The following is an 18,576-nucleotide window of genomic DNA, read 5'->3' as shown; positions in this document are numbered from 1 at the left end:
GGCGTTGTTGTGATCGAACTATGCCAGTTTTCGAGCTGCAATGCTGAAAACCGAGTCCACCCGGCTGCGGCATCCTGCGGCATCGCACAATTTCGGTGGTGACCTCGTCGCAACCGCTGTTAAGCTGACTGATGCGCCGTCTCCGGACGGGTGCAGCCATCCCTCAGGCGAGACGGACGGATTCATGAAGGCACTCTTTATCGGACAGACCTATATCGACGTCACGTTCATCACCGACCATATGCCGACCGGCGACGAGAAGCATGTCGCCTCCGACTATGCCGTGTCGTTCGGCGGCAATGCGGTGACAGCGGCCTTCTGCTGCGCCAAGCTGGGCATTGTGCCCGATCTCATCGCCACCGTCGCCAATGACTGGCTCGGCCGCATGTTCATGGACATGTCGGCGAAATATGCCATCGAGGTCCATCCGCGCAAAGTGGCGAGTTCGTCGCTGTCCTTCATCATGCCGAAAGACGGCAAGCGTGCCATCGTCCGCTGCCGTGACGACGAACACATCCATCCCTTCCCGCTGCTCAATCTCGGCGCCTGTCGCGCGCTGCATATCGACGGCCATCAGCCCGATGCCGCGATCCACTACGCGAAGCTCTGCCGCGAGGCCGGCATCCTCACCTCACTCGACGGCGGCGGATTGCGCACCAACACCCATGAGTTGCTTGAGTTCATCGACGTCGCCATCGTCGCCGAACGTCTGTGCGAGCAGATGGACCTGACGCCGGAGAAGATGCTCGACTATCTCAAGAGCCGCGGCTGCCGCGTCGGCGGCGTCACGCTCGGCGAGAAGGGCCTGCTCTGGTATGACGAGGCCGGCACAGTGCACACGCTGCCCGCGCTGCCGATCCCGCGCGAGAAGGTGATCGATACCAATGGCGCCGGCGATGTTTTCCACGGTGCTTACGTCTATTCATATCTCGCCAATCCCGGCCATAGCTGGGCCGAGCATTTCAAATTCGCGCGTGCCGCATCGACCTTCAAGATCCAGCGGCTGGGCAATGAAGCGGGACTGCCGACATTGTCGGATATCGCGGCGGTGCGTGAGGAATATCGGGCGCAGGTGTGACAACCATGGGCCAGGTTGTCGTCGCCGGCAGCATCAATATGGACGTGGTCGCGACAGCCGACCGCCATCCGGCAATCGGTGAGACTGTAGCAGGCCGCGAAGTGTTGTATTTTCCCGGTGGCAAGGGCGCCAATCAGGCCGTTGTTGCGGCGAAACTTGGTGCAGCGACCATGCTGATCGGCTGTACCGGCGCGGATGCCTTTGGCCGCGACACCAGGGCATTTCTGGCCATGCAGGGCGTCGATCTCGCTTACGTGCGTGAGGTCGCTGGCGCCGGCACGGGAACAGCGATCATCACCGTTGCGAAAGCTGAGAACACCATAGTTGTCGTTCCCGGCGCCAATGCGCTGGTGAGTGCGGCCGATGTCGCCGCGCCCGCACTCCGGCAGGGCGACGTTGCCGTCAGCCAATTCGAGATTCCGCTGCCGGCCATCACGGCCTTCTTCACGCGGGCGCGCGCATCCGGTGCAACGACGATTCTCAATCCGGCACCGGCGATGCCGATTGACCGTGAGCTGATGGCTCTGGTGGATATTCTGATCCTCAATGAAAGCGAACTCGGCCTGCTTGCAAGTCTCGAACTGCACGACACCGATCCCGATGCGCGCTTCATCGCCGCCGCATCGACATTGCAAACCGATCATCGGCCGAACATCTGCATCACGCTGGGCAAGCGCGGCGCGATCGCGCTGATCGATGGCCGGGTCCACCTCGAAGCCGCCCGCATCGTGAAGGCCATTGACACCACCGGTGCCGGCGACTGTTTCGTGGGGGCTGTTGCCGCAAACCTTGCGGATGGACATTCACTGCAGAGCGCCATCGGCTATGCTAATGTCGCCGCCTCGCTTTGCGTACAGCGGATGGGCGCCGGGCCGTCGATGCCGACAGCGAAAGAGGTGTCGGCGGCTGCCGGCTAGCGTCAGCCCTTCCCCTTCGCCGTCATGAAGTCGAAATCGCAGCCGTCATCGGCCTGCAGGATCGTGGTGTGAAACAGATGCGCATAGCCGCGCTTCGCCCAGTCCGGCGTCTTCGCTGGCGGGAGCGCAGCCTGGCGCTTCGCAAGCTCGGCATCGTCGACCAACAGATCGATCGACCGTTTCGCCACATCCAGACGGATCATGTCGCCGTTCTTCACAAGCGCCAGCGGGCCACCCACGGCACTCTCCGGCGTGATGTGCAGCACAATGGTGCCGAAGGCTGTACCGCTCATGCGCGCGTCTGAAATACGCACCATGTCCTTCACGCCGGCACGCGCCAGCTTCATGGGGATCGGCAGATAGCCCGCCTCCGGCATGCCCGGTGCGCCCTTCGGGCCGGCGTTGCGCAGCACCAGCACGTCATCCGCAGTCACATCGAGATCGGGACTATCGACGCGGTTCGTCATGTCCTCGACGGATTCGAACACCACGGCACGGCCGGTGTGCTGCATCAGCTTCGGCGACGCGGCAGAATGCTTGATGACCGCGCTGCGCGGCGCCAGATTACCGTGCAGGATCGCCAGTCCGCCTTCCCGCTTGATCGGGTTGTCCTTCGAGCGGATCACGTCTTGGCCCGGCACCTCTTCGGCATTCGCCACGATCTCGCGCAATGTCTCGCCGGTGACGGATTTCGCGTCGAGATCGATGAGATCGCCGAGCTGCGCCATCAGCTTGGGCACGCCGCCCGCGTGATGGAAGTGCTCCATATAGTGATCGCCTGACGGCTTCAGATCGACCAGCACCGGCACGTCGCGGCCAAGCTCGTCGAAAGCGGCGAGATCGATCCGGTTCGGCGTGCGGTTGGCCATCGCGGTGAGATGAATGAGGCCGTTGGTCGAGCCGCCGATCGCCTGCAGCACCACCTGGGCATTGCGGAACGAACCCGGCGTCAGAAATTCACTCGGCTTCGGCCCCTTGTTCTTGGCGAGCGTCGCGGCAACCTTGCCGCTGGCTTCGGCGGACCGGAAGCGCTCGGCATGGGGCGCCGGGATTGTCGCGCTCATCGGCAACGACAGGCCCATGGCTTCGGTGATGCAGGCCATGGTCGAGGCCGTGCCCATCACCATGCAGGTGCCGACCGACGGCGCGAGGCGCGCATTCACGTCGTCGATTTCCTGCTGGTCGATCTCGCCGGCGCGGAATTTACCCCACATACGTCGGCAGTCGGTGCAGGCGCCGAGCACCTCGCCCTTGTGGTGGCCGACCACCATGGGGCCAACCGGGATCACCACCGTCGGCAGATCCACGGACAGCGCCGCCATGATCTGCGCGGGCAGCGTCTTGTCACAGCCGCCGATCACCACCACCGCATCCATCGGCTGCGCCTTGATCATCTCCTCGGTATCCATCGCCATCAGATTGCGCAGATACATCGAGGTCGGATGAGCGAAGCTTTCGCCGATCGAGATGGTCGGAAACACCATCGGCAGCGCGCCGGCCAGCATCACGCCGCGCTTCACCGCCTCGATGATCTGGGGCGAATTGCCGTGGCAGGGATTGTAATCGCTATGGGTGTTGGTAATGCCGACGATGGGCCGGTCCAGCGCATCGTCGGAGTAGCCCATGGCCTTGATGAAGGCCTTGCGCAGGAACAGTGAAAAGCCCGCGTCGCCGTAACTGGTCAGCCCCTTGCGCAATCCGTCGGCCATGTCGCGTTCCCATTCCAAGCTTGTTTTGAATGCTTCTTATGAAGCCGCCAAAATTCTTGTCAATGCGCGGGACGGACTGGCTGGGCCCCTATTTCGGCTCCCACACCTTGCTGAAATCGCCGGCGAATTCGGCGCTGCAAAATGCGCCACCCTGATAGAAATCACCGACCGGATCGGGTTTCATCTTCGCCTGTTCCGCCATCGCGTGTTCGCGGTGATCCTCGGCTTTACCGATCGGGCGATAGCCGAGTTCATAGGCGCGGGAGTTATCCCACCAGGCGCGCTCGTTATAGGATGCGCCATACAGCACCTCGAAATGGATGGCGGGATGTTCGAGGCCGATCTGGCAGAGCTGCACCAGATCCTCCGGCTTCAGCCAGATCGATAGCCGGCGCTGATCCAGCGGACGGTCACCGAAATTGCCGATGCGCAGACATGTCACCGACAGTCCATATTTGTCGGCGTAGAGCGAGCCCACCGCCTCGCCGAACACCTTGCTGACGCCGTAGCGGCTGTCCGGTCGCGCCGTGACATCCGGCGGGATTTTGCTGTGACGTGGATAGAAGCCGACCGCGTGATTGGACGACGCGAAGATGACGCGCTTGACGCCCTTCTTGCGCGCGGCCTCGAACAGATTGTAACCGCCGATGATATTGGCCTGCAGGATGGTGTCCCACGGACCCTCCACCGAGAAGCCGCCGAAATGCAGGATGCCGTCCACGCCCTCGCAGATCGCCTCCACCGCGGCGAGATCGGCCAGATCGGCCTGCTTGAAATTTTCGTTTGGCTTGAGATTTGGCGGCGTTGTGAGATCGCTCAGCACGAGGTCCGGATAGATCAGCGGGAGCAATTCCCGCAAGCGCGTGCCGATTCCGCCAGATGCGCCCGTCATCAAGATCTTCATTCCGTCCCTCGTAATGTTGTCAGTTGTCAGACAAGTATGGCGCGGTACAGGCGCAACGGCAAGGCAGTGGAACCGGCATTGCTTGCCGCCTACCCTCGCCGATGTTAGCAAACGCATCCGAGGAAACGACAGAGAACGAGACGCCAATGTCCGACACATCATCGCGCGGCTGGCAGCCGGCGACCTATTATCCCGACCCCGCCATTCACGCCCTCGATCCCCGCTTCGAAAAATACTGGATCAAGCTCGGCGCCATTGAACGCATCGCCACCGGCATGCGCTGGGCCGAAGGACCGGTATGGTTCGGTGACGGCCGCTATCTGTTGTGTTCAGATATTCCCAACAACCGCATTATCAAATGGGAAGAGGAAACCGGCGCGATCAGCGATTTCCGCAGACCGTCGAATTACGGCAATGGCAACACGCGGGATCGCCAGGGGCGCCTGATCACCTGCGAACACGGGCGCCGGATCACACGCACCGAATATGACGGCTCCATCACGGTGCTGATGGATAATTTCGAAGGCAAGAAGCTGAACTCGCCGAATGACGTCGTGGTGAAGTCCGACGGCTCGATCTGGTTCACGGATCCACCCTTCGGATTGATGAGTGATTATGAGGGCAACAAGGCGCCATCCGAGATCGGGCAGAATATCTATCGCATCGATGGCGATACGTTGACGTCCACCATCGTCGCTGATGACGTGCTCGGCCCGAACGGACTGTGTTTTTCGCCCGACGAGAAGCTGCTCTATGTCGTGGAATCCCGCGGCATACCGAGCCGCAAGATTCTCGCCTACGACGTTGCCGCCGAGGGCAAGACGTTGAAGAACAAGCGCGTACTGATCGATGCGGGCCCGGGCACGCCCGACGGCATGCGCTGCGATATCGACGGCAATCTGTGGTGCGGCTGGGGCATGGGCAAGCCGGAGCTCGACGGTGTCTTCATCTTCGCGCCCGACGGCGAACAGATCGGCCGCATCGCGCTGCCCGAGCGCTGTGCCAATGTCTGTTTCGGCGGCGTGAAACGCAACCGGCTGTTCATGGCATCGAGCCAGTCGATCTATGCGGTGTATGTCAACACGCAGGGGGCGTTGGGGGGCTGACGGGTACACCGCCCTCTCAACGTCATTGCGAGCGTAGCGAAGCAATCCAGTCTTTCCACGCTTGTGGCCTTCTGGATTGCCGCGTCGCTTCGCTCCTCGCAATGACGGCGGAGAGACCATCGTAGAAACAAAAACGCCGGCATGGATGGCTCCATGCCGGCGTTTTCAGTCACGAAGCTTGCGCTTCAACGACGCGGTCTTACGCCGCGGTGTAGCCGGCGATTGCCTTGACCTCGAGGAAGTCCTCGAGACCATGCTTGCCCCATTCGCGGCCGTTGCCGGACTGCTTGTAGCCGCCGAACGGCGCAGTGCGGTCGTTCGGCGCGCCCTGCAGGTTGACGTTGCCCGCGCGGATGCGACGGCCGAACTTGCGGGCGTTCTCGACCGTGTCAGCCGAGACGTAGCCAGCGAGGCCGTACGGGGTGTCATTGGCGATGCGGAGCGCATCGGCTTCGTCCTTGGACCCCATGATCACAAGCACCGGCCCGAAGATTTCCTCGCGCGCGATGGTCATGTTCTCGGTGACGTCGGCGAAGATCGTCGGACGCACATAGAAGCCCTTGTTGACGCCTTCCGGCAGGCCGGGGCCACCGGCGACCAGCGTGGCGCCTTCCTCGATGCCCTTCTGGATCAGGCCCTGGATCTTGTCCCACTGGCCGCGATTGACCACCGGACCGATGACGGTGCCATCAGCGCGCGGATCGCCGGCCTTGGTCTTGTCCGCCTGGGCCTTCGCGATGGCGGCAATTTCCTTCATCTTCGCCTGCGGCACGATCATGCGGCTCGGCGCGTTGCACGACTGTCCGGAGTTGTTGAACATGTGCGCGACGCCGCCGGTGACGGCCTTCACGAAGTCGGCGCCATCGAGGATCACGTTCGGCGACTTGCCGCCGAGTTCCTGGCTGACGCGTTTCACGGTGTTCGCGGCGCGCTTGGCAACGTCGATGCCGGCGCGGGTCGAACCGGTGAAGGAGATCATGTCGATGTCGGGATGTTCGCTCATGGCGACGCCGACGTCGGGGCCCAAGCCATTCACGAGGTTAAACACGCCCTTCGGCACGCCGGCTTCATGGAGGATTTCCGCGAAGATCAGCGCTGAGGTCGGGGTGTATTCCGACGGCTTCAAGAGCATGGTGCAGCCGGCGGCGAGCGCGGGCGCGACCTTGCAGGCGATCTGGTTCAGCGGCCAATTCCACGGGGTGATCATGCCGACGACGCCAATCGGCTCCTTCGTGATCATGGCGGCGTTGTGCGCCTCGTCGAACTTGTAGGTCTTCAGCACGTCGAGCGTGGCGACGAGGTGACCGAGGCCGGCACCGGCCTGCAGCTTCTCGGCCATCGGCAGCGGAGCGCCCATTTCGTCGGAGACCGACGCACCGATATCCGACATGCGGGTCTTGTAGACCGCGATGATCTTTTCGAGCAGCGCGATGCGCTCTTCACGGGTGGTCTGGGAGAACGTCTCGAAAGCGCGCTTGGCAGCGGCGACAGCCTTGTCGACGTCGGCCTTGGAGCCCAGCGCAATGTCGTACATCGCATCTTCAGTCGCCGGATTCACGACAGGGGTAGTCTTCTTGACGACGGGATCGACCCAGGCGCCATCGATGTAGAATTGCAGGCGGTTGACCATTGGTAACCTCTTTGATTTCGGGAACGTCTGTCGTCAGAAAATTCTGTGCAGCCGGGTCTATCTGGGAAGGAACGACACATCCGGCAAGCACCCTTGCGCGGTCATTTCGCCTCATGAGCCCGTCATGCACGGGATGCCGCGTGAAAGCAGCAAATGCATATAAATCCAGCCGCGTGGCAGGAGCAAGGCCCCGTGATTTGCGCGCGTTCTAAAATCGAAATGTCGCAACTTGCCAGCAAAACGCAGTGTGCATTGCAACAAAATTGACCGAAAAATCAGCGCGACTTTGCGCGGACGGCAATAGGCGCATCCGGATCGGCTTCATCATCGGCCATGGTGGAAATCGGCGACATCGGTGTGTCACGCAGCCGCTTCAGGCCGAGATGGCGCTCACGCAGGATGACGAAAATGCCTGCGCCCGCGACGATCACCGCGCCGCCGACCACGTAAGGCGTCGGCACCTCGCCGAACATCCAGAAGCCGAGCAAGAAGGCCCACAGCATCGCCGTATAGTCGAACGGCGCCAGGAAGGACGCCGGCGCATAGCGATAGCTCTCGGTGAACAGCATCTGCCCGAGGCCGCCGGAAATGCCGATACCGACCAGCAGTGCCAGTTCGAAATTCGTCGGCCAGCGCCAGCCAAATGGCGCCGTGAGCAGCGATGCCGCCATCACGATCAGCGTCATGAAGATGACGATCGCGGATGAGGACTCCGTTGCGGTCAGCCGGCGGATCTGGATGGTCGCACCGCCCGACGAGAAGGCATTGAGCAGCGCCAGCGACAGACCGATGATCATCGACGTGGTCAGCGCCGCGTGGTCGTGGAAATACGGCGACAGCATCAGGATCACGCCGGAAAAGCCAATCGCCACCGCCGACCAGCGATAGGCATGGACCTGCTCTTTCAGGAAGATCGCGGCGAACACCACGGTGATCAGCGGCGCGATGAAGGCAATGGCGGTCACATCCGCGATCGGCAGCCGCGCCAGCGCGCCGAAGGTGCAGAAGGTGCCGATCACGCTGAACGAACCGCGCACCAGATGCGCGGAGACACGGTTGGTACGCAGCGCGCCGCGCAATTGGCCGCGCCAGCCGAAAAACAGCACGATCGGGATCAGCGCAAACAACCCGCGGGCGAACACGATCTCGCCGAGCGGCACTTCGCTGCCGAGATAGCGACCCTGCGCGCCCATGATGGCAAACGCCATGGTGCTCGCAATCTTCAGCGACACGGCTTTGAAGATGTTCATGAGTTCGGGGAAATGGAGATCAGGGGAATCGCGGGGGCGTTCATGTTGCAGCACACAATCACGTGAGCCTCCTCACGAAAACCGCCGATGCGACATGGCTTGGCGGGTTTCCATGCAGGGCTGCACCTCGCCACAACCCAACCTTGCGCGGGCGGTTTTAGCCCTTTTTGGCGGGTCTGATGGGCCCCTCCACCGCAGGGAGCGACTTCAGATAGAGCGCCATCGCCGAGCGGTCGTCTGCGCTCAACTGGGAGGTATTGCGGATCACGCGGGCCATGGAGCCACCGGCAGTGTCGCCGTCCGGCGTCTGCCCGGTCTCCAGGAAATACGCGATGTCCTTTTCGCTCCAGTCACCGAGACGCTTCTGGGTGATGTTGGGCACCCAACCCTCGCCGTCGGGGTTCGGACCGCCGGCAAAGCGCTGTGCCGTCACGATGCCGCCCAATGCATTGCGCGGGCTGTGGCACTCGGCGCAGTGGCCCAGCGCATTGACCAGATAGCTGCCGCGATTCCACTGCGGTGACTTCGACGCATCCGCCACGAAGGGCTTGCCGTCGAGAAACAGGAATTTCCAGACGCCGAGATTGCGGCGAATGTTGAACGGGAACGGCACGGCATGATCCGGCGCCTTGCTGGCCACCGGTGGCAGCGTCTTCAGAAAAGCGAACAGGTCCCTGATATCCTCCACCTTCATCTGCTGGTAGGACGTGTAGGGAAAAGCCGGAAAGTAATGCGAGCCGTTCGGCGACGTGCCCTTCAGCAGCGCCGTCACAAAATCAGCCTCGCTCCAGCGGCCGATACCGGCCGTGGGATCGGGCGAGATGTTGGGCACATAGAACGTACCGAACGGCGATGTCAGCGGGAGCCCGCCCCCGAGCTTGAGCCGATCCTGCTGCGCCGGCGTCGCATGGCATGACGAGCAGCCACCGGCATTGAAGACCACTGCGCCTTTGCCGGGATTGGGCGTGTGCGGCGGGAGCGTGCTCGCAGCCACCGTTACGGGAATCGTCAGCCACCAGAACACGCCGAGGCCGATGACAGCCGCGACGAATGCGAGAATGAAAAGCCGTTTCAGCACGTGCATGTCCAATCGGTATCCGGGTCAAACATCAACGGGCGCATCGCCTTGAACAGCCGCTGCCGGAACGAAACCGTGATCCATCCCTTAGGCTCCCGGGGGAATGAATTAGCGTCTCGGATGTTTCCAGCCATGACGACCTCACCATCATCAGGGAGAAAACCATGTCACCTCGTTCGATCATGCTCGCGTCCCTCGCACTCGGCGCCAGCATCGCCCTAGCCGGCCCCGCTTCCGCCGACAAGATGAAGGCGACCCTCGACAGCGCTTCCGAAGTGCCCGCCAATACCAGCGCCGGCAAGGGCACCGCCGATATCGACTTCGATCCCGCTACCAAGAAGCTGACCTGGAAGCTGACCTATTCCGGCCTCACGGGTCCTGCGACCATGGCGCATTTCCACGGCCCCGCCGAAGCCGGCAAGAATGCCGGAGTGGCCGTACCGATCACACCAGCCACATCCGGCTCCGAAGGCAGCGCCACGCTGACCGACGCACAGGCCGCCGACCTGTTGGCCGGCAAGTACTATGTCAACATCCACACTGAGGCCAACAAAGGCGGCGAGATCCGCGGACAGGTGACGAAGTAACATTCGTGCCGAACATGGCTTGGACACGAGGGCGAGTGCTACAGCACTCGCCCTGGTGCTGTCGGGAAACATCTCATTTCCGGAGCAAGACATCCACTTGAACAATGTAAGGACTTTCCTTACATTGTAATCTGAGGATGCTCGATGATCACCAGCAAGATGACCAGCAAGGCTCAGACGACGATCCCCCAACCCGTGCGCGCGGCGCTTGGGCTGAAGGAAGGCGACGAGATCGCCTATGCCATCGAAGAAGGCCGAGTCGTCCTTACGCGTGCCGAGCAGAGCAAACCCGAAGACCCCTTCGCGACATTCGACGAATGGGATAGCGCCGCTGACCGGAAGGCCTATGGCCGACTTTGAGCAAGGCGATATCATCCGCGTCCCATTTCCTTATACAGATAAGGACACGAGGCAACGTCGCCCCGCTTTGGTCGTGTCTTCCGGCCCGATAGGAGAAGCCAGCGCGTTGCTCTGGGTCGTCATGATTACATCCGCAGAGAACAGGCCATGGCTCGGCGATGTACCCATCCCGAACCACGAGCGTAGCGGCCTCCCCGTCGCATCAGTCGTTCGCCCGTTCAAGATCGCGACCATTGAGGTTCGGCACGCTGACCGCATCGGCAAGATCGCCAAGCCTGCGCTTCGAAATGTCATGCACCAACTTCAGACAATCTTGTCCGTAAATAGCTCTGCCGACTGAGGTCTGACTCAGATCTTGAGCCTGAACGTCTCGTGACAGCCACCGCATGCCTTGCCGATGCCGCCGACATTCGCCTTGAGGCTGTCGAGATCCTTGATCTTGGCCTTGGCGTCGGTGACGGCCTTGGCGAAGGTGACGATGTGGGCATCGAAACCGGCCTTGTCTTCCCAGACCTTCGGCGACGTCGAATAGTCACCCTCGGCCTTCAGACCCTTGGTGCTGTCCGGAAACAGTGTCGGCAGCTTCTTGGCGGTTTCGTCCAGCACGGTCAGCGCGGCCTCGACCGCGGCCTGATCATAGGGCTTGTCGCCCTTGGCCATCGCGCTGAGCGTGCCGCCAAGAGCGCGACCATTGGACTTCATCAGCGTCTGGCGTTCCTTGACGATCTCTTGCTGGGCCGAGACCGCCCCCACACCCAACAGCAAAGCTCCGACAACGAGAAGCGCACGTTTCATCAACCAATACCCCTGTTTGGAATTCAATTAGGACTAGTTCGCAACATGTAGATGAACCCCGCCGCCATCCGGCTATTCCCGGCGGCGGCGCTTTACAGCGTGTGGAGCCGTTCGTGCTCGCGGATCGCCATCCACACCCGCTCAGGAGTTGCGGGCATGTCGATGTGCTCGATTTTGTATTCGCGATAGAGACCATCGATGATGGCGTTCATCACAGCCGGACAGGAGCCGATGGCGCCAGCTTCGCCCGCCCCCTTCACCCCCAGCGGATTGGTCACGCAGGGGATGTTGTGGGTCTCGAACGAGATCGGCGCGCCGTCGGCCGCGCGCGGCAGCGCATAGTCCATGAAAGTGCCGGTGACGAGCTGGCCGTCCTCGGGATCATAGATCGCCTGCTCCATGAGCGCCTGGCCGATGCCCTGCATGGTGCCGCCATGAACCTGGCCGGCCAGCAGCAACGGATTCAGCGTGACGCCGAAATCGTCGACGATGACGTAATTGACAATGGCGATCTTGCCGGTCGCAGGATCAATCTCGACTTCGACCAGATGGGTGCCGTTGGGGAAAGTGCCGTCGGCGCTGCTGAAGGTTTCCGACGCATTGAGCTTCGACGGATCAGCCTTCTTAGCGAGATCGGCGAATGATACCGAGCGGTCAGTGCCGGCGATCTTCACCACGCCGCCATCGATCTCGAGGTCGGCGGCGCTGGTTTCCAGCATATCCGCCGCGAGCTCCTTGAGGTTGATACCGAGCTGCCTGGTGGCGCGCTGCACGCTGACGCCACCGGTCGGGATCGATGCGGAGCCGCCGGTACCGAGACCGGTCGCCACCTTCGCCGTGTCGCCCTGGACGATGTGGACGCGGTCCGGTGTCACACCGAACTGTTCGGCGACGATCTGGGCATAGGCGGTGTGGTGACCCTGCCCGGTCGATTGCGTGCCGATCAAAATGGTGACGTCGCCATCGGCGCCAAGGGCCACATTGGCGGTCTCGTCGCCCATGGTGCCACAGACTTCCACATAGGTGGCCATGCCGATGCCGCGAACAATGCCCCCTTTCTTCGCGGCCTTGGCCCGCTTTGGAAATTCCTTCCAGCCCGCAACATCCATCGCGCGTTTCATATGCGCCGTGAAATCGCCGGAGTCGTACACCTTGCCGGTCACGGTCTTGTACGGCATCGCCTTCGGCGGGATGAAGTTCTTGCGGCGGATCGCATCCGGCGACATGCCGAGCTTGCGCGCGCATTGATCGACGAGACGTTCGACGACGTAAGCCGCCTCCGGACGGCCGGCGCCGCGATAGGCGTCCACCGGCACGGAGTTGGTGAACACCGTGCGCACGCGGCAATGGAATGTCTGGATGTCGTAGAGACCCGGCAACATGCCGGCGCCGCCATGCGGGATGTAAGGTCCAAAGGTCGACAGATAGGCGCCCATGTCGGCCATCAGGTCGACATCCATGGCGAGAAACTTGCCGTCCTCGCTCAGCGCCATGCGCGCGTGAGTGACGTTGTCGCGGCCCTGCGCGTCGCCGAGGAAGTGATCGGTGCGATCCGCCGCCCATTTCACATTCTTGCCGAGCTTCTTGGCGGCAAAGGCCACCAGCGCATATTCACGGTAGGGAAACAGCCGCGTGCCGAAACCACCGCCGACATCGGGGCAGATCACGCGCATCTTGTCCTTGGGCATCTTCAGCACGTTGTCGCAGAGGATGTCGCGCAGACGATGGCTGCCCTGGCTGCCGATGGTCAGCGTCATGTAATCGCGCTTGGCGTCGTATTCACAGATCGCCGCGCGGGTCTCCATATAGTTGATGATGACGCGCGGATTGACGATCTTCACTTCGGCGATCACGGGTGCCTTGGCGAACACCGCATCGACCGCCTTCTTGTCGCCGATCGGCACATCGAACAGCACATTGCCGGCATGCTTGGCCCACACCTGCGGCGCGCCCTTGGCGACCGCATTGACCAGACCGTTCACGGACGGCAGCGGCTTCCAGTCGACCTCGATCGCCTCAATCGCATCGCGCGCCTGCGCGACAGTCTCCGCAACGACGAAGGCTACGGCGTCGCCGACATGGCGGACTTCCCCGGCGGCGAGGATCGGATAATCCGGCCCGGTGAAAGGATGATCTTCGAGATTGAACAGGCAGGGCAGACCGCCGAGGTCCTTGGTCTCTTCCGCCGTCAGAATCGCAGCGACACCCGGAAGTGTGCGCGCCTTGCTGACATCGATGGTGAAATTGGCATGGGCATGCGGCGAGCGCAGCACGAGGGCATGCAGCGTGACGGGCGCATGATCGTCGGTATAGCGGCCACGGCCACGAATGAGGGCGTCGTCTTCTTTGCGCAGGACACTCTGTCCGACGCCGAATTTGATGGGGGCCATCGTTCCTCCGCATGCAGTTTAGACTCAATCTACACTGCGGGAGGATGGCGGCAAGTGGCACAGAGCGTCGCCCTGCCCGACTTTGGGACACGATGAAGCGAGCTATCTGGCGCGGACCAGGCTGCGCAGCCAGCTTTTGCCGAAAAGCATCAGGACCAATGCCGAATAGACCACGACGGTCACGATGATGAGAACTCCCAGCGTCGCTTCGTCGCGGAGGCTGGTGAGGCCCGCAAACTGCTCCGCCGCAAGGCGCGCGGTCCCCCACAGCACCGCAGCGAGGACCACGCTGGTCAACGCGAATTTGCCCAGCGCCAGCAGGAACGCTCGATCGAATTCGAGATAGCCGGCCCGCATGGCGAAGAAGATCACGAGCAACAGATTGATCCAGGCTCCCGCCGCGGTGCCAAGCGCGAGGCCAATCTGCGCCAGAGGCCCCATCAGCAGAATCTTCAGCGCGACGTTGACTGCGATACCGGTGAGCGCGGCAATCATCGGCGTCGTGGTGTCCTTGCGCGCGTTGAAAGTTGCGACCGCACTCCGAATCATCACGAAAGGGATGAGCGCTATGGCATAGGCTGCGAGCGTCGCCGCAGCGACGGCGGCATCGGCCTTGGTGAAAGCCCCGCGGGCAAACATCGCCCGCATGATGACATCGGGCACCACGAGAAATGCGGCGACGAAGGGCAGCGAGAACAACAGCGTGAACAGGAAGGCGCGGCGCTGCGCACCCATGGCGCCGACGTGATCGTCTGCCGCCATCCGCCGCGACATTTCCGGCAAGAGCACCGTGCCGATGGCGATGCCGATCACCCCGATCGGCAACTGGTTGAGACGGTCGGCATAATACAGCGCCGACAGCGCGCCGACCGGCAGGAAGGTCGCGATGATGGTGTCGGCAAACAATGCGACTTGCGTGCCCATGGAGCCCAGCGTCGCCGGGCCGAGCGCGCGGAAGAAGCCCCGCACGTCCTCGTCGAGGCGCAGCGGCGCAAAACGAGGAAGTCCGCCATGGCGCTGCAAGTCGCCGGCGAGCAGGAAATATTGCAGAAAGCCCGAAATCAACACGCCCCAAGCCGCCGCGTGGCCTGCACTCGGAAAGAACGCAGCCAGCGCCAGTGTCGCCATCATGGAGATATTGAGGAAGATCGAGGCCGCCGCAGCACTGGCAAAGCGCTGCATGACGTTCAGCATGCCGCCATAGAGCGTCACCAGCGTGATCAGCAGCAGATAGGGAAAGGTGATGCGTGTCAGCTCGATGGCGAGATGACGCTGCGCGGGATCATCGGTGAAGCCCGGCGCCAGGATGCTCATGGCCTGCGGCATGAACAGAATGGCCAGGATGAGCAGCACGACCTGTGATGCAAACAGCAGCGTGAAAATGCGGTCGGCAAACAGATGCGCCGATGCCGGGCCGCCCTTACCGGTCACATGGGCATAGGCCGGGACGAAAGCGGCATTGAACGCGCCTTCGGCGAAAATGGCGCGGAAGTGATTGGGCAGCCGCAGCGCCACGAAGAAGGCGTCGGCCACCGGCCCGGCGCCAAGGATCGCCGCGAGCATGATGTCGCGCGCGAAACCGGTGATCCGCGAGAGGAGCGTATATCCGCCGACGGTGAAAATGCGTCCCAGCATCAGCCGCTTCTACAGCATGAAGCGGCGGTGCAAAACGGCCAAATCAGGCCGCCAGCGCGTCGCGCACAGCCTGGATGACACGATCCTGGGTGGCCTCGTCGAGATAGGCATGAACCGGCAAGCTGATGACGTCGGCCGACAACGCCTCGCAGACCGGCAGGCCGCCATCGACAACCGGATAGTCCCTATAGGCGGTCTGCATATGCATCGACTTCGCGTAATAGATCGCAGTCGGCACGCCCTGTGCCTTCAGCGCATTGGCAAAGGCGTCGCGGTCGGTGCCCTTGGGCAGGCGGATTACGTAGCAGGCCCAGATCGACGTATTGCCCTCGGCGACCCGCGGCACGGTGACGAGGTTGCCGAGGCTGCGGGCGTAGCGGTCGGCTACTTTGTTGCGGGCGGCGATTTCGTCGTCGAAGATCTTCAGCTTTTCCAGCAGCACCGCGGCCTGGATGGTGTCGAGGCGGCCGGTGATGCCGAGGCGGACATTGTCGTATTTGTCCGAGCCCTGGCCATGGATACGGATGCTGCGCAGGTCCTCGGCGAGCTGGTCGTCATCGGTGAAGATCGCGCCGCCGTCGCCGAAACAGCCGAGCGGCTTGGCCGGAAAGAAGCTGGTGGTGGTGGCCAGCGCCGAGGTACCGATGCGCTTGCCTTTATAGGTCGCGCCGAAGGCCTGCGCGGCATCCTCGAGCACGAACATGCCCTCGGCCTCGGCGATGGCGTTGATCGCATCGAGATCGGCGGGCTGGCCGAACAGATCGACCGGGATGATCGCCCGGGGCTTCAGACCGGCCTTTTTGGCCGCGGCGATGCCACGCTTCACGGACTCGGGGCTGATGTTGAAAGTGACTTCATCGACTTCGACGAACACAGGCGACGCGCCGACCAGTGCCACGGCCTCGCCGGTGGCGCAGAAGGTGAAGGACGGGCACAGCACGGCGTCGCCCGGGCCGACCTTCTTGGCCATCAGCACCATCATCAGCGCGTCGGTGCCGCTGGCGCAGCTGATCACATGCTTGGCGCCGCAATATTTGGCGAGCTCGGCCTCCAACTTGGTGACTTCCGGGCCGTTGATGAACTGGCAGTGATTGAGCACGCGGGTGACCGCCTCGTCGATCGACGCACCCAGCCGCTGACGCTGCGCATTGAGGTCGATGAAGGGAACGGGGTCGATGCGGGTGTGCTGGTTCATGATGCCTGGCCTGCAGAGTGTCGTGTTGAAGTCTGGATATTGGACGCCGGCGCATGCATGCGCCGGGTCGCGCTTGCGTCAGCCAACCACCTTGCGGGGCGCCGGGCGTGATGCTGTGGCCGCGCGCTTCTTTGGCGCTTCCAGGCACTGGATCGCGATTTCGAGGGAGGCGACACCCTCCTCTCCGGTCACCGCCGGCACGCCGCCGGTGCGCACCGCATCGAGAAACGCCATCAATTCGGCGCGCAACGGCTCGTCCTGCCCGACCGGCAGATGCCGCATCGAATAGCTGCCGTCGGTCTTGAAGCCGAAACATTCGGTGACCTGCCGGGTCAGCAGATCGCCCATCACATATTTGCCGCGCGTCGCGACCGTGACGGTGCGCGCCTTGAACGGCGTCAGCCAGTTGGTGTTGATATGGGCGAGCACGCCGGATGCAGTGCGGAACTGCAACAGCGCGATATCTTCGCGCTCGGCGACGGCGGAAGCCAGCTGCGGCTGCACCTCGACGATGTCGCTCTCGGTGAACCAGCGGATCAGGTCGATGTCATGCACGGCGAGATCGATGACAACGCCGACATTGGACATGCGCGGCGGGAACGGGCCGACGCGCGTGATGCCGATCGACAGAATGTCCTCGCCCTCGATCGCCTTCTTGATGGTGGCGACGGCAGGGTTGAAACGCTCGACATGGCCGATCATCAGAGTCACGCCAGCCTTTTGCGCGGCATCGACGATCTCGCGTCCCTCTTCCACGGTGGACGCAATCGGCTTCTCGACCAGGACATGGATGCCCTTGGCGATGCAGGCCAGCGCGACTTCGTGATGCAAGTGAGTGGGCGCCGCAATGGTCACGGCATCGACGCCAGCGGCCAGCAGTGCGTCCAGATCGGCAAAGGTCTTGCAGCCGATCAGTTTCTCGGCGCGGGTGCGATGTTCGAGCATGGGATCGACGATGCCGACCATTTCGATGCCCGGCAGCCCGGCCAGCACGCGGCCATGATTGGTGCCCATGACACCTGCGCCCACGACGCCGACCCGCAGCGTGCGCACCGCATCCTTCGCTGCGGAAGTTTCTTTCGACACCATTCAACAAACCTCAGAATTCTTAAGAGCCGGCGCGGCGATTCACCATACTGGCGCCGTGGGTTCTCCTAGCATGCCCGCCACAGATGTGGCGATTGCCCCGCGGAGCTACCCAAACACGTTTTGATTCAAAGAATTACACCAAGTCGTGAGACCGGCCAACCGCCCATCATCAACCCGGCCTACGGGCGCCCGATCCATTGATATGACAGCACTTTTGCTGCATCCTTGGGATGTCGCGACGCGCTGTTATCACCTGCCAATCGAGAGAAATTCCATGTTTCGCAAGCCGGTCGTCGCGCTGAGTCTCGTCATAAGCACTCTGGCGGGAACCGGTGCCGGAACCGCCGTCTGGGCGCAGACGGCCGCGCCCACGCCGCCTGCCGCGACACCGACTGTCGTCGAGCGGACCGCCAAGGGACCGACCGCGCGTAATTTCCAGGTCGGCGTTTATCTCAACGTCCAGCCCGACTGCACCTCGGGCACCCTGCCCGCCTTGCGCATGGTGACCCCACCTGCGAACGGCACCGTCAGCATCAAGCGCGGCAAGGTGAGCGCCACCAACTACAAGCAGTGCCTCGCTTTGGAAGTGCCGGGCTTCATCGCCTTCTATCAATCGAAGGCCGACTTCGTCGGCAGCGACGAAGTCACCATCGAGGTGAAGTATCCGGCGGGACGCACGGAGGTGCAGCGGATCAGGATCGATGTGGGCGGTAGTGGCGGAGGCGCGCCTGCGGGGCCGAAGGCTCCTGCGGGGCAGAAGATTTAGGTGCACCAACGAGTTCAACCGTACGTAACCAAATGAAAAGCCCCCGATCATCGGGGGCTTTGCAATTCGTTGAAGCAACGCGGCCGG

Annotated in this window: 17 protein-coding genes; 7 read left to right on the top strand and 10 right to left on the bottom strand. The window is 62.5% G+C overall.

The window, feature by feature from the left end; genetic code table 11:
- Positions 1-184: 184 nt before the first annotated feature.
- Positions 185-1,078, top strand: coding sequence for a sugar kinase (locus tag AB7813_RS00225; protein WP_089266953.1), 894 nt, complete (start codon positions 185-187; stop codon positions 1,076-1,078).
- Positions 1,079-1,083: 5 nt separating this feature from the next.
- Positions 1,084-1,995: a ribokinase gene (locus AB7813_RS00220; RefSeq protein WP_441227853.1), complete on the top strand. Its 912-nt coding sequence runs from the start codon at positions 1,084-1,086 to the stop codon at positions 1,993-1,995.
- Between the two features lie 2 nt (positions 1,996-1,997).
- Here AB7813_RS00220 and AB7813_RS00215 read toward each other — a convergent pair whose 3' ends face one another.
- Positions 1,998-3,704, bottom strand: a complete 1,707-nt coding sequence (locus AB7813_RS00215; RefSeq protein ID WP_441227852.1) for an IlvD/Edd family dehydratase — start codon at positions 3,702-3,704, stop codon at positions 1,998-2,000.
- 88 nt (positions 3,705-3,792) lie between these two features.
- Positions 3,793-4,608 (bottom strand): NAD-dependent epimerase/dehydratase family protein, encoded by an 816-nt coding sequence (locus AB7813_RS00210; protein ID WP_441227851.1) that lies wholly within the window; start codon positions 4,606-4,608, stop codon positions 3,793-3,795.
- A gap of 146 nt (positions 4,609-4,754) precedes the next feature.
- Here AB7813_RS00210 and AB7813_RS00205 point away from each other — a divergent pair, with 146 nt between their 5' ends.
- On the top strand, positions 4,755-5,714 hold the full coding sequence (locus AB7813_RS00205; protein ID WP_441227850.1) for an SMP-30/gluconolactonase/LRE family protein: 960 nt from the start codon (positions 4,755-4,757) through the stop codon (positions 5,712-5,714).
- A gap of 199 nt (positions 5,715-5,913) precedes the next feature.
- Here AB7813_RS00205 and AB7813_RS00200 read toward each other — a convergent pair whose 3' ends face one another.
- The 3 genes from AB7813_RS00200 to AB7813_RS00190 form a co-directional block, all read right to left on the bottom strand.
- On the bottom strand, positions 5,914-7,344 hold the full coding sequence (locus AB7813_RS00200) for an aldehyde dehydrogenase family protein (RefSeq protein ID WP_068738114.1): 1,431 nt from the start codon (positions 7,342-7,344) through the stop codon (positions 5,914-5,916).
- Positions 7,345-7,619: 275 nt separating this feature from the next.
- Positions 7,620-8,594 (bottom strand): DMT family transporter, encoded by a 975-nt coding sequence (locus AB7813_RS00195; RefSeq protein ID WP_441227849.1) that lies wholly within the window; start codon positions 8,592-8,594, stop codon positions 7,620-7,622.
- 157 nt (positions 8,595-8,751) lie between these two features.
- Positions 8,752-9,672, bottom strand: a complete 921-nt coding sequence (locus AB7813_RS00190; protein WP_441227848.1) for a c-type cytochrome — start codon at positions 9,670-9,672, stop codon at positions 8,752-8,754.
- A 164-nt stretch (positions 9,673-9,836) separates the two neighbouring features.
- Here AB7813_RS00190 and AB7813_RS00185 point away from each other — a divergent pair, with 164 nt between their 5' ends.
- The 3 genes from AB7813_RS00185 to AB7813_RS00175 all read left to right on the top strand — a co-directional run bounded on the left by AB7813_RS00185 (position 9,837) and on the right by AB7813_RS00175 (position 10,959).
- Positions 9,837-10,259, top strand: a complete 423-nt coding sequence (locus tag AB7813_RS00185) for a CHRD domain-containing protein (RefSeq protein ID WP_089266947.1) — start codon at positions 9,837-9,839, stop codon at positions 10,257-10,259.
- Between the two features lie 144 nt (positions 10,260-10,403).
- A complete protein-coding gene (locus AB7813_RS00180) occupies positions 10,404-10,619 on the top strand; it encodes a type II toxin-antitoxin system PrlF family antitoxin (RefSeq protein ID WP_089266946.1) in 216 nt (71 codons plus the stop codon).
- Positions 10,606-10,959 carry a type II toxin-antitoxin system PemK/MazF family toxin gene (locus tag AB7813_RS00175; RefSeq protein ID WP_092147657.1) on the top strand — a complete coding sequence of 118 codons (354 nt, stop codon included), beginning with the start codon at positions 10,606-10,608 and terminating at the stop codon, positions 10,957-10,959. The genes AB7813_RS00180 and AB7813_RS00175 overlap by 14 nt, the downstream gene beginning before the upstream one ends.
- 8 nt (positions 10,960-10,967) lie before the next feature.
- Here AB7813_RS00175 and AB7813_RS00170 read toward each other — a convergent pair whose 3' ends face one another.
- From AB7813_RS00170 to AB7813_RS00150, 5 genes are all read right to left on the bottom strand, one after another.
- Entirely contained in the window at positions 10,968-11,414 is a 447-nt protein-coding gene (locus AB7813_RS00170; RefSeq protein ID WP_093761935.1) for a c-type cytochrome, read from the bottom strand.
- A 92-nt stretch (positions 11,415-11,506) separates the two neighbouring features.
- A complete protein-coding gene (locus tag AB7813_RS00165) occupies positions 11,507-13,804 on the bottom strand; it encodes a xanthine dehydrogenase family protein molybdopterin-binding subunit (RefSeq protein ID WP_441227847.1) in 2,298 nt (765 codons plus the stop codon).
- A 102-nt stretch (positions 13,805-13,906) separates the two neighbouring features.
- Positions 13,907-15,439 (bottom strand): murein biosynthesis integral membrane protein MurJ, encoded by a 1,533-nt coding sequence (gene murJ / locus AB7813_RS00160; protein WP_441227846.1) that lies wholly within the window; start codon positions 15,437-15,439, stop codon positions 13,907-13,909.
- A gap of 43 nt (positions 15,440-15,482) precedes the next feature.
- Positions 15,483-16,634, bottom strand: coding sequence for a DegT/DnrJ/EryC1/StrS family aminotransferase (locus AB7813_RS00155; RefSeq protein ID WP_441227845.1), 1,152 nt, complete (start codon positions 16,632-16,634; stop codon positions 15,483-15,485).
- Between the two features lie 78 nt (positions 16,635-16,712).
- Positions 16,713-17,723: a Gfo/Idh/MocA family protein gene (locus tag AB7813_RS00150; protein WP_089266940.1), complete on the bottom strand. Its 1,011-nt coding sequence runs from the start codon at positions 17,721-17,723 to the stop codon at positions 16,713-16,715.
- 274 nt (positions 17,724-17,997) lie between these two features.
- Here AB7813_RS00150 and AB7813_RS00145 point away from each other — a divergent pair, with 274 nt between their 5' ends.
- A complete protein-coding gene (locus tag AB7813_RS00145; protein WP_441227844.1) occupies positions 17,998-18,489 on the top strand; it encodes a hypothetical protein in 492 nt (163 codons plus the stop codon).
- Positions 18,490-18,576: the final 87 nt, after the last annotated feature.

Source organism: Tardiphaga sp. 20_F10_N6_6 (genome assembly GCF_052076045.1).
Taxonomy (GTDB): domain Bacteria; phylum Pseudomonadota; class Alphaproteobacteria; order Rhizobiales; family Xanthobacteraceae; genus Tardiphaga; species Tardiphaga robiniae.
The sequence above is the reverse complement of the archived record's forward strand: the minus strand, read 5'-3'. Positions and strand labels throughout refer to the sequence as shown.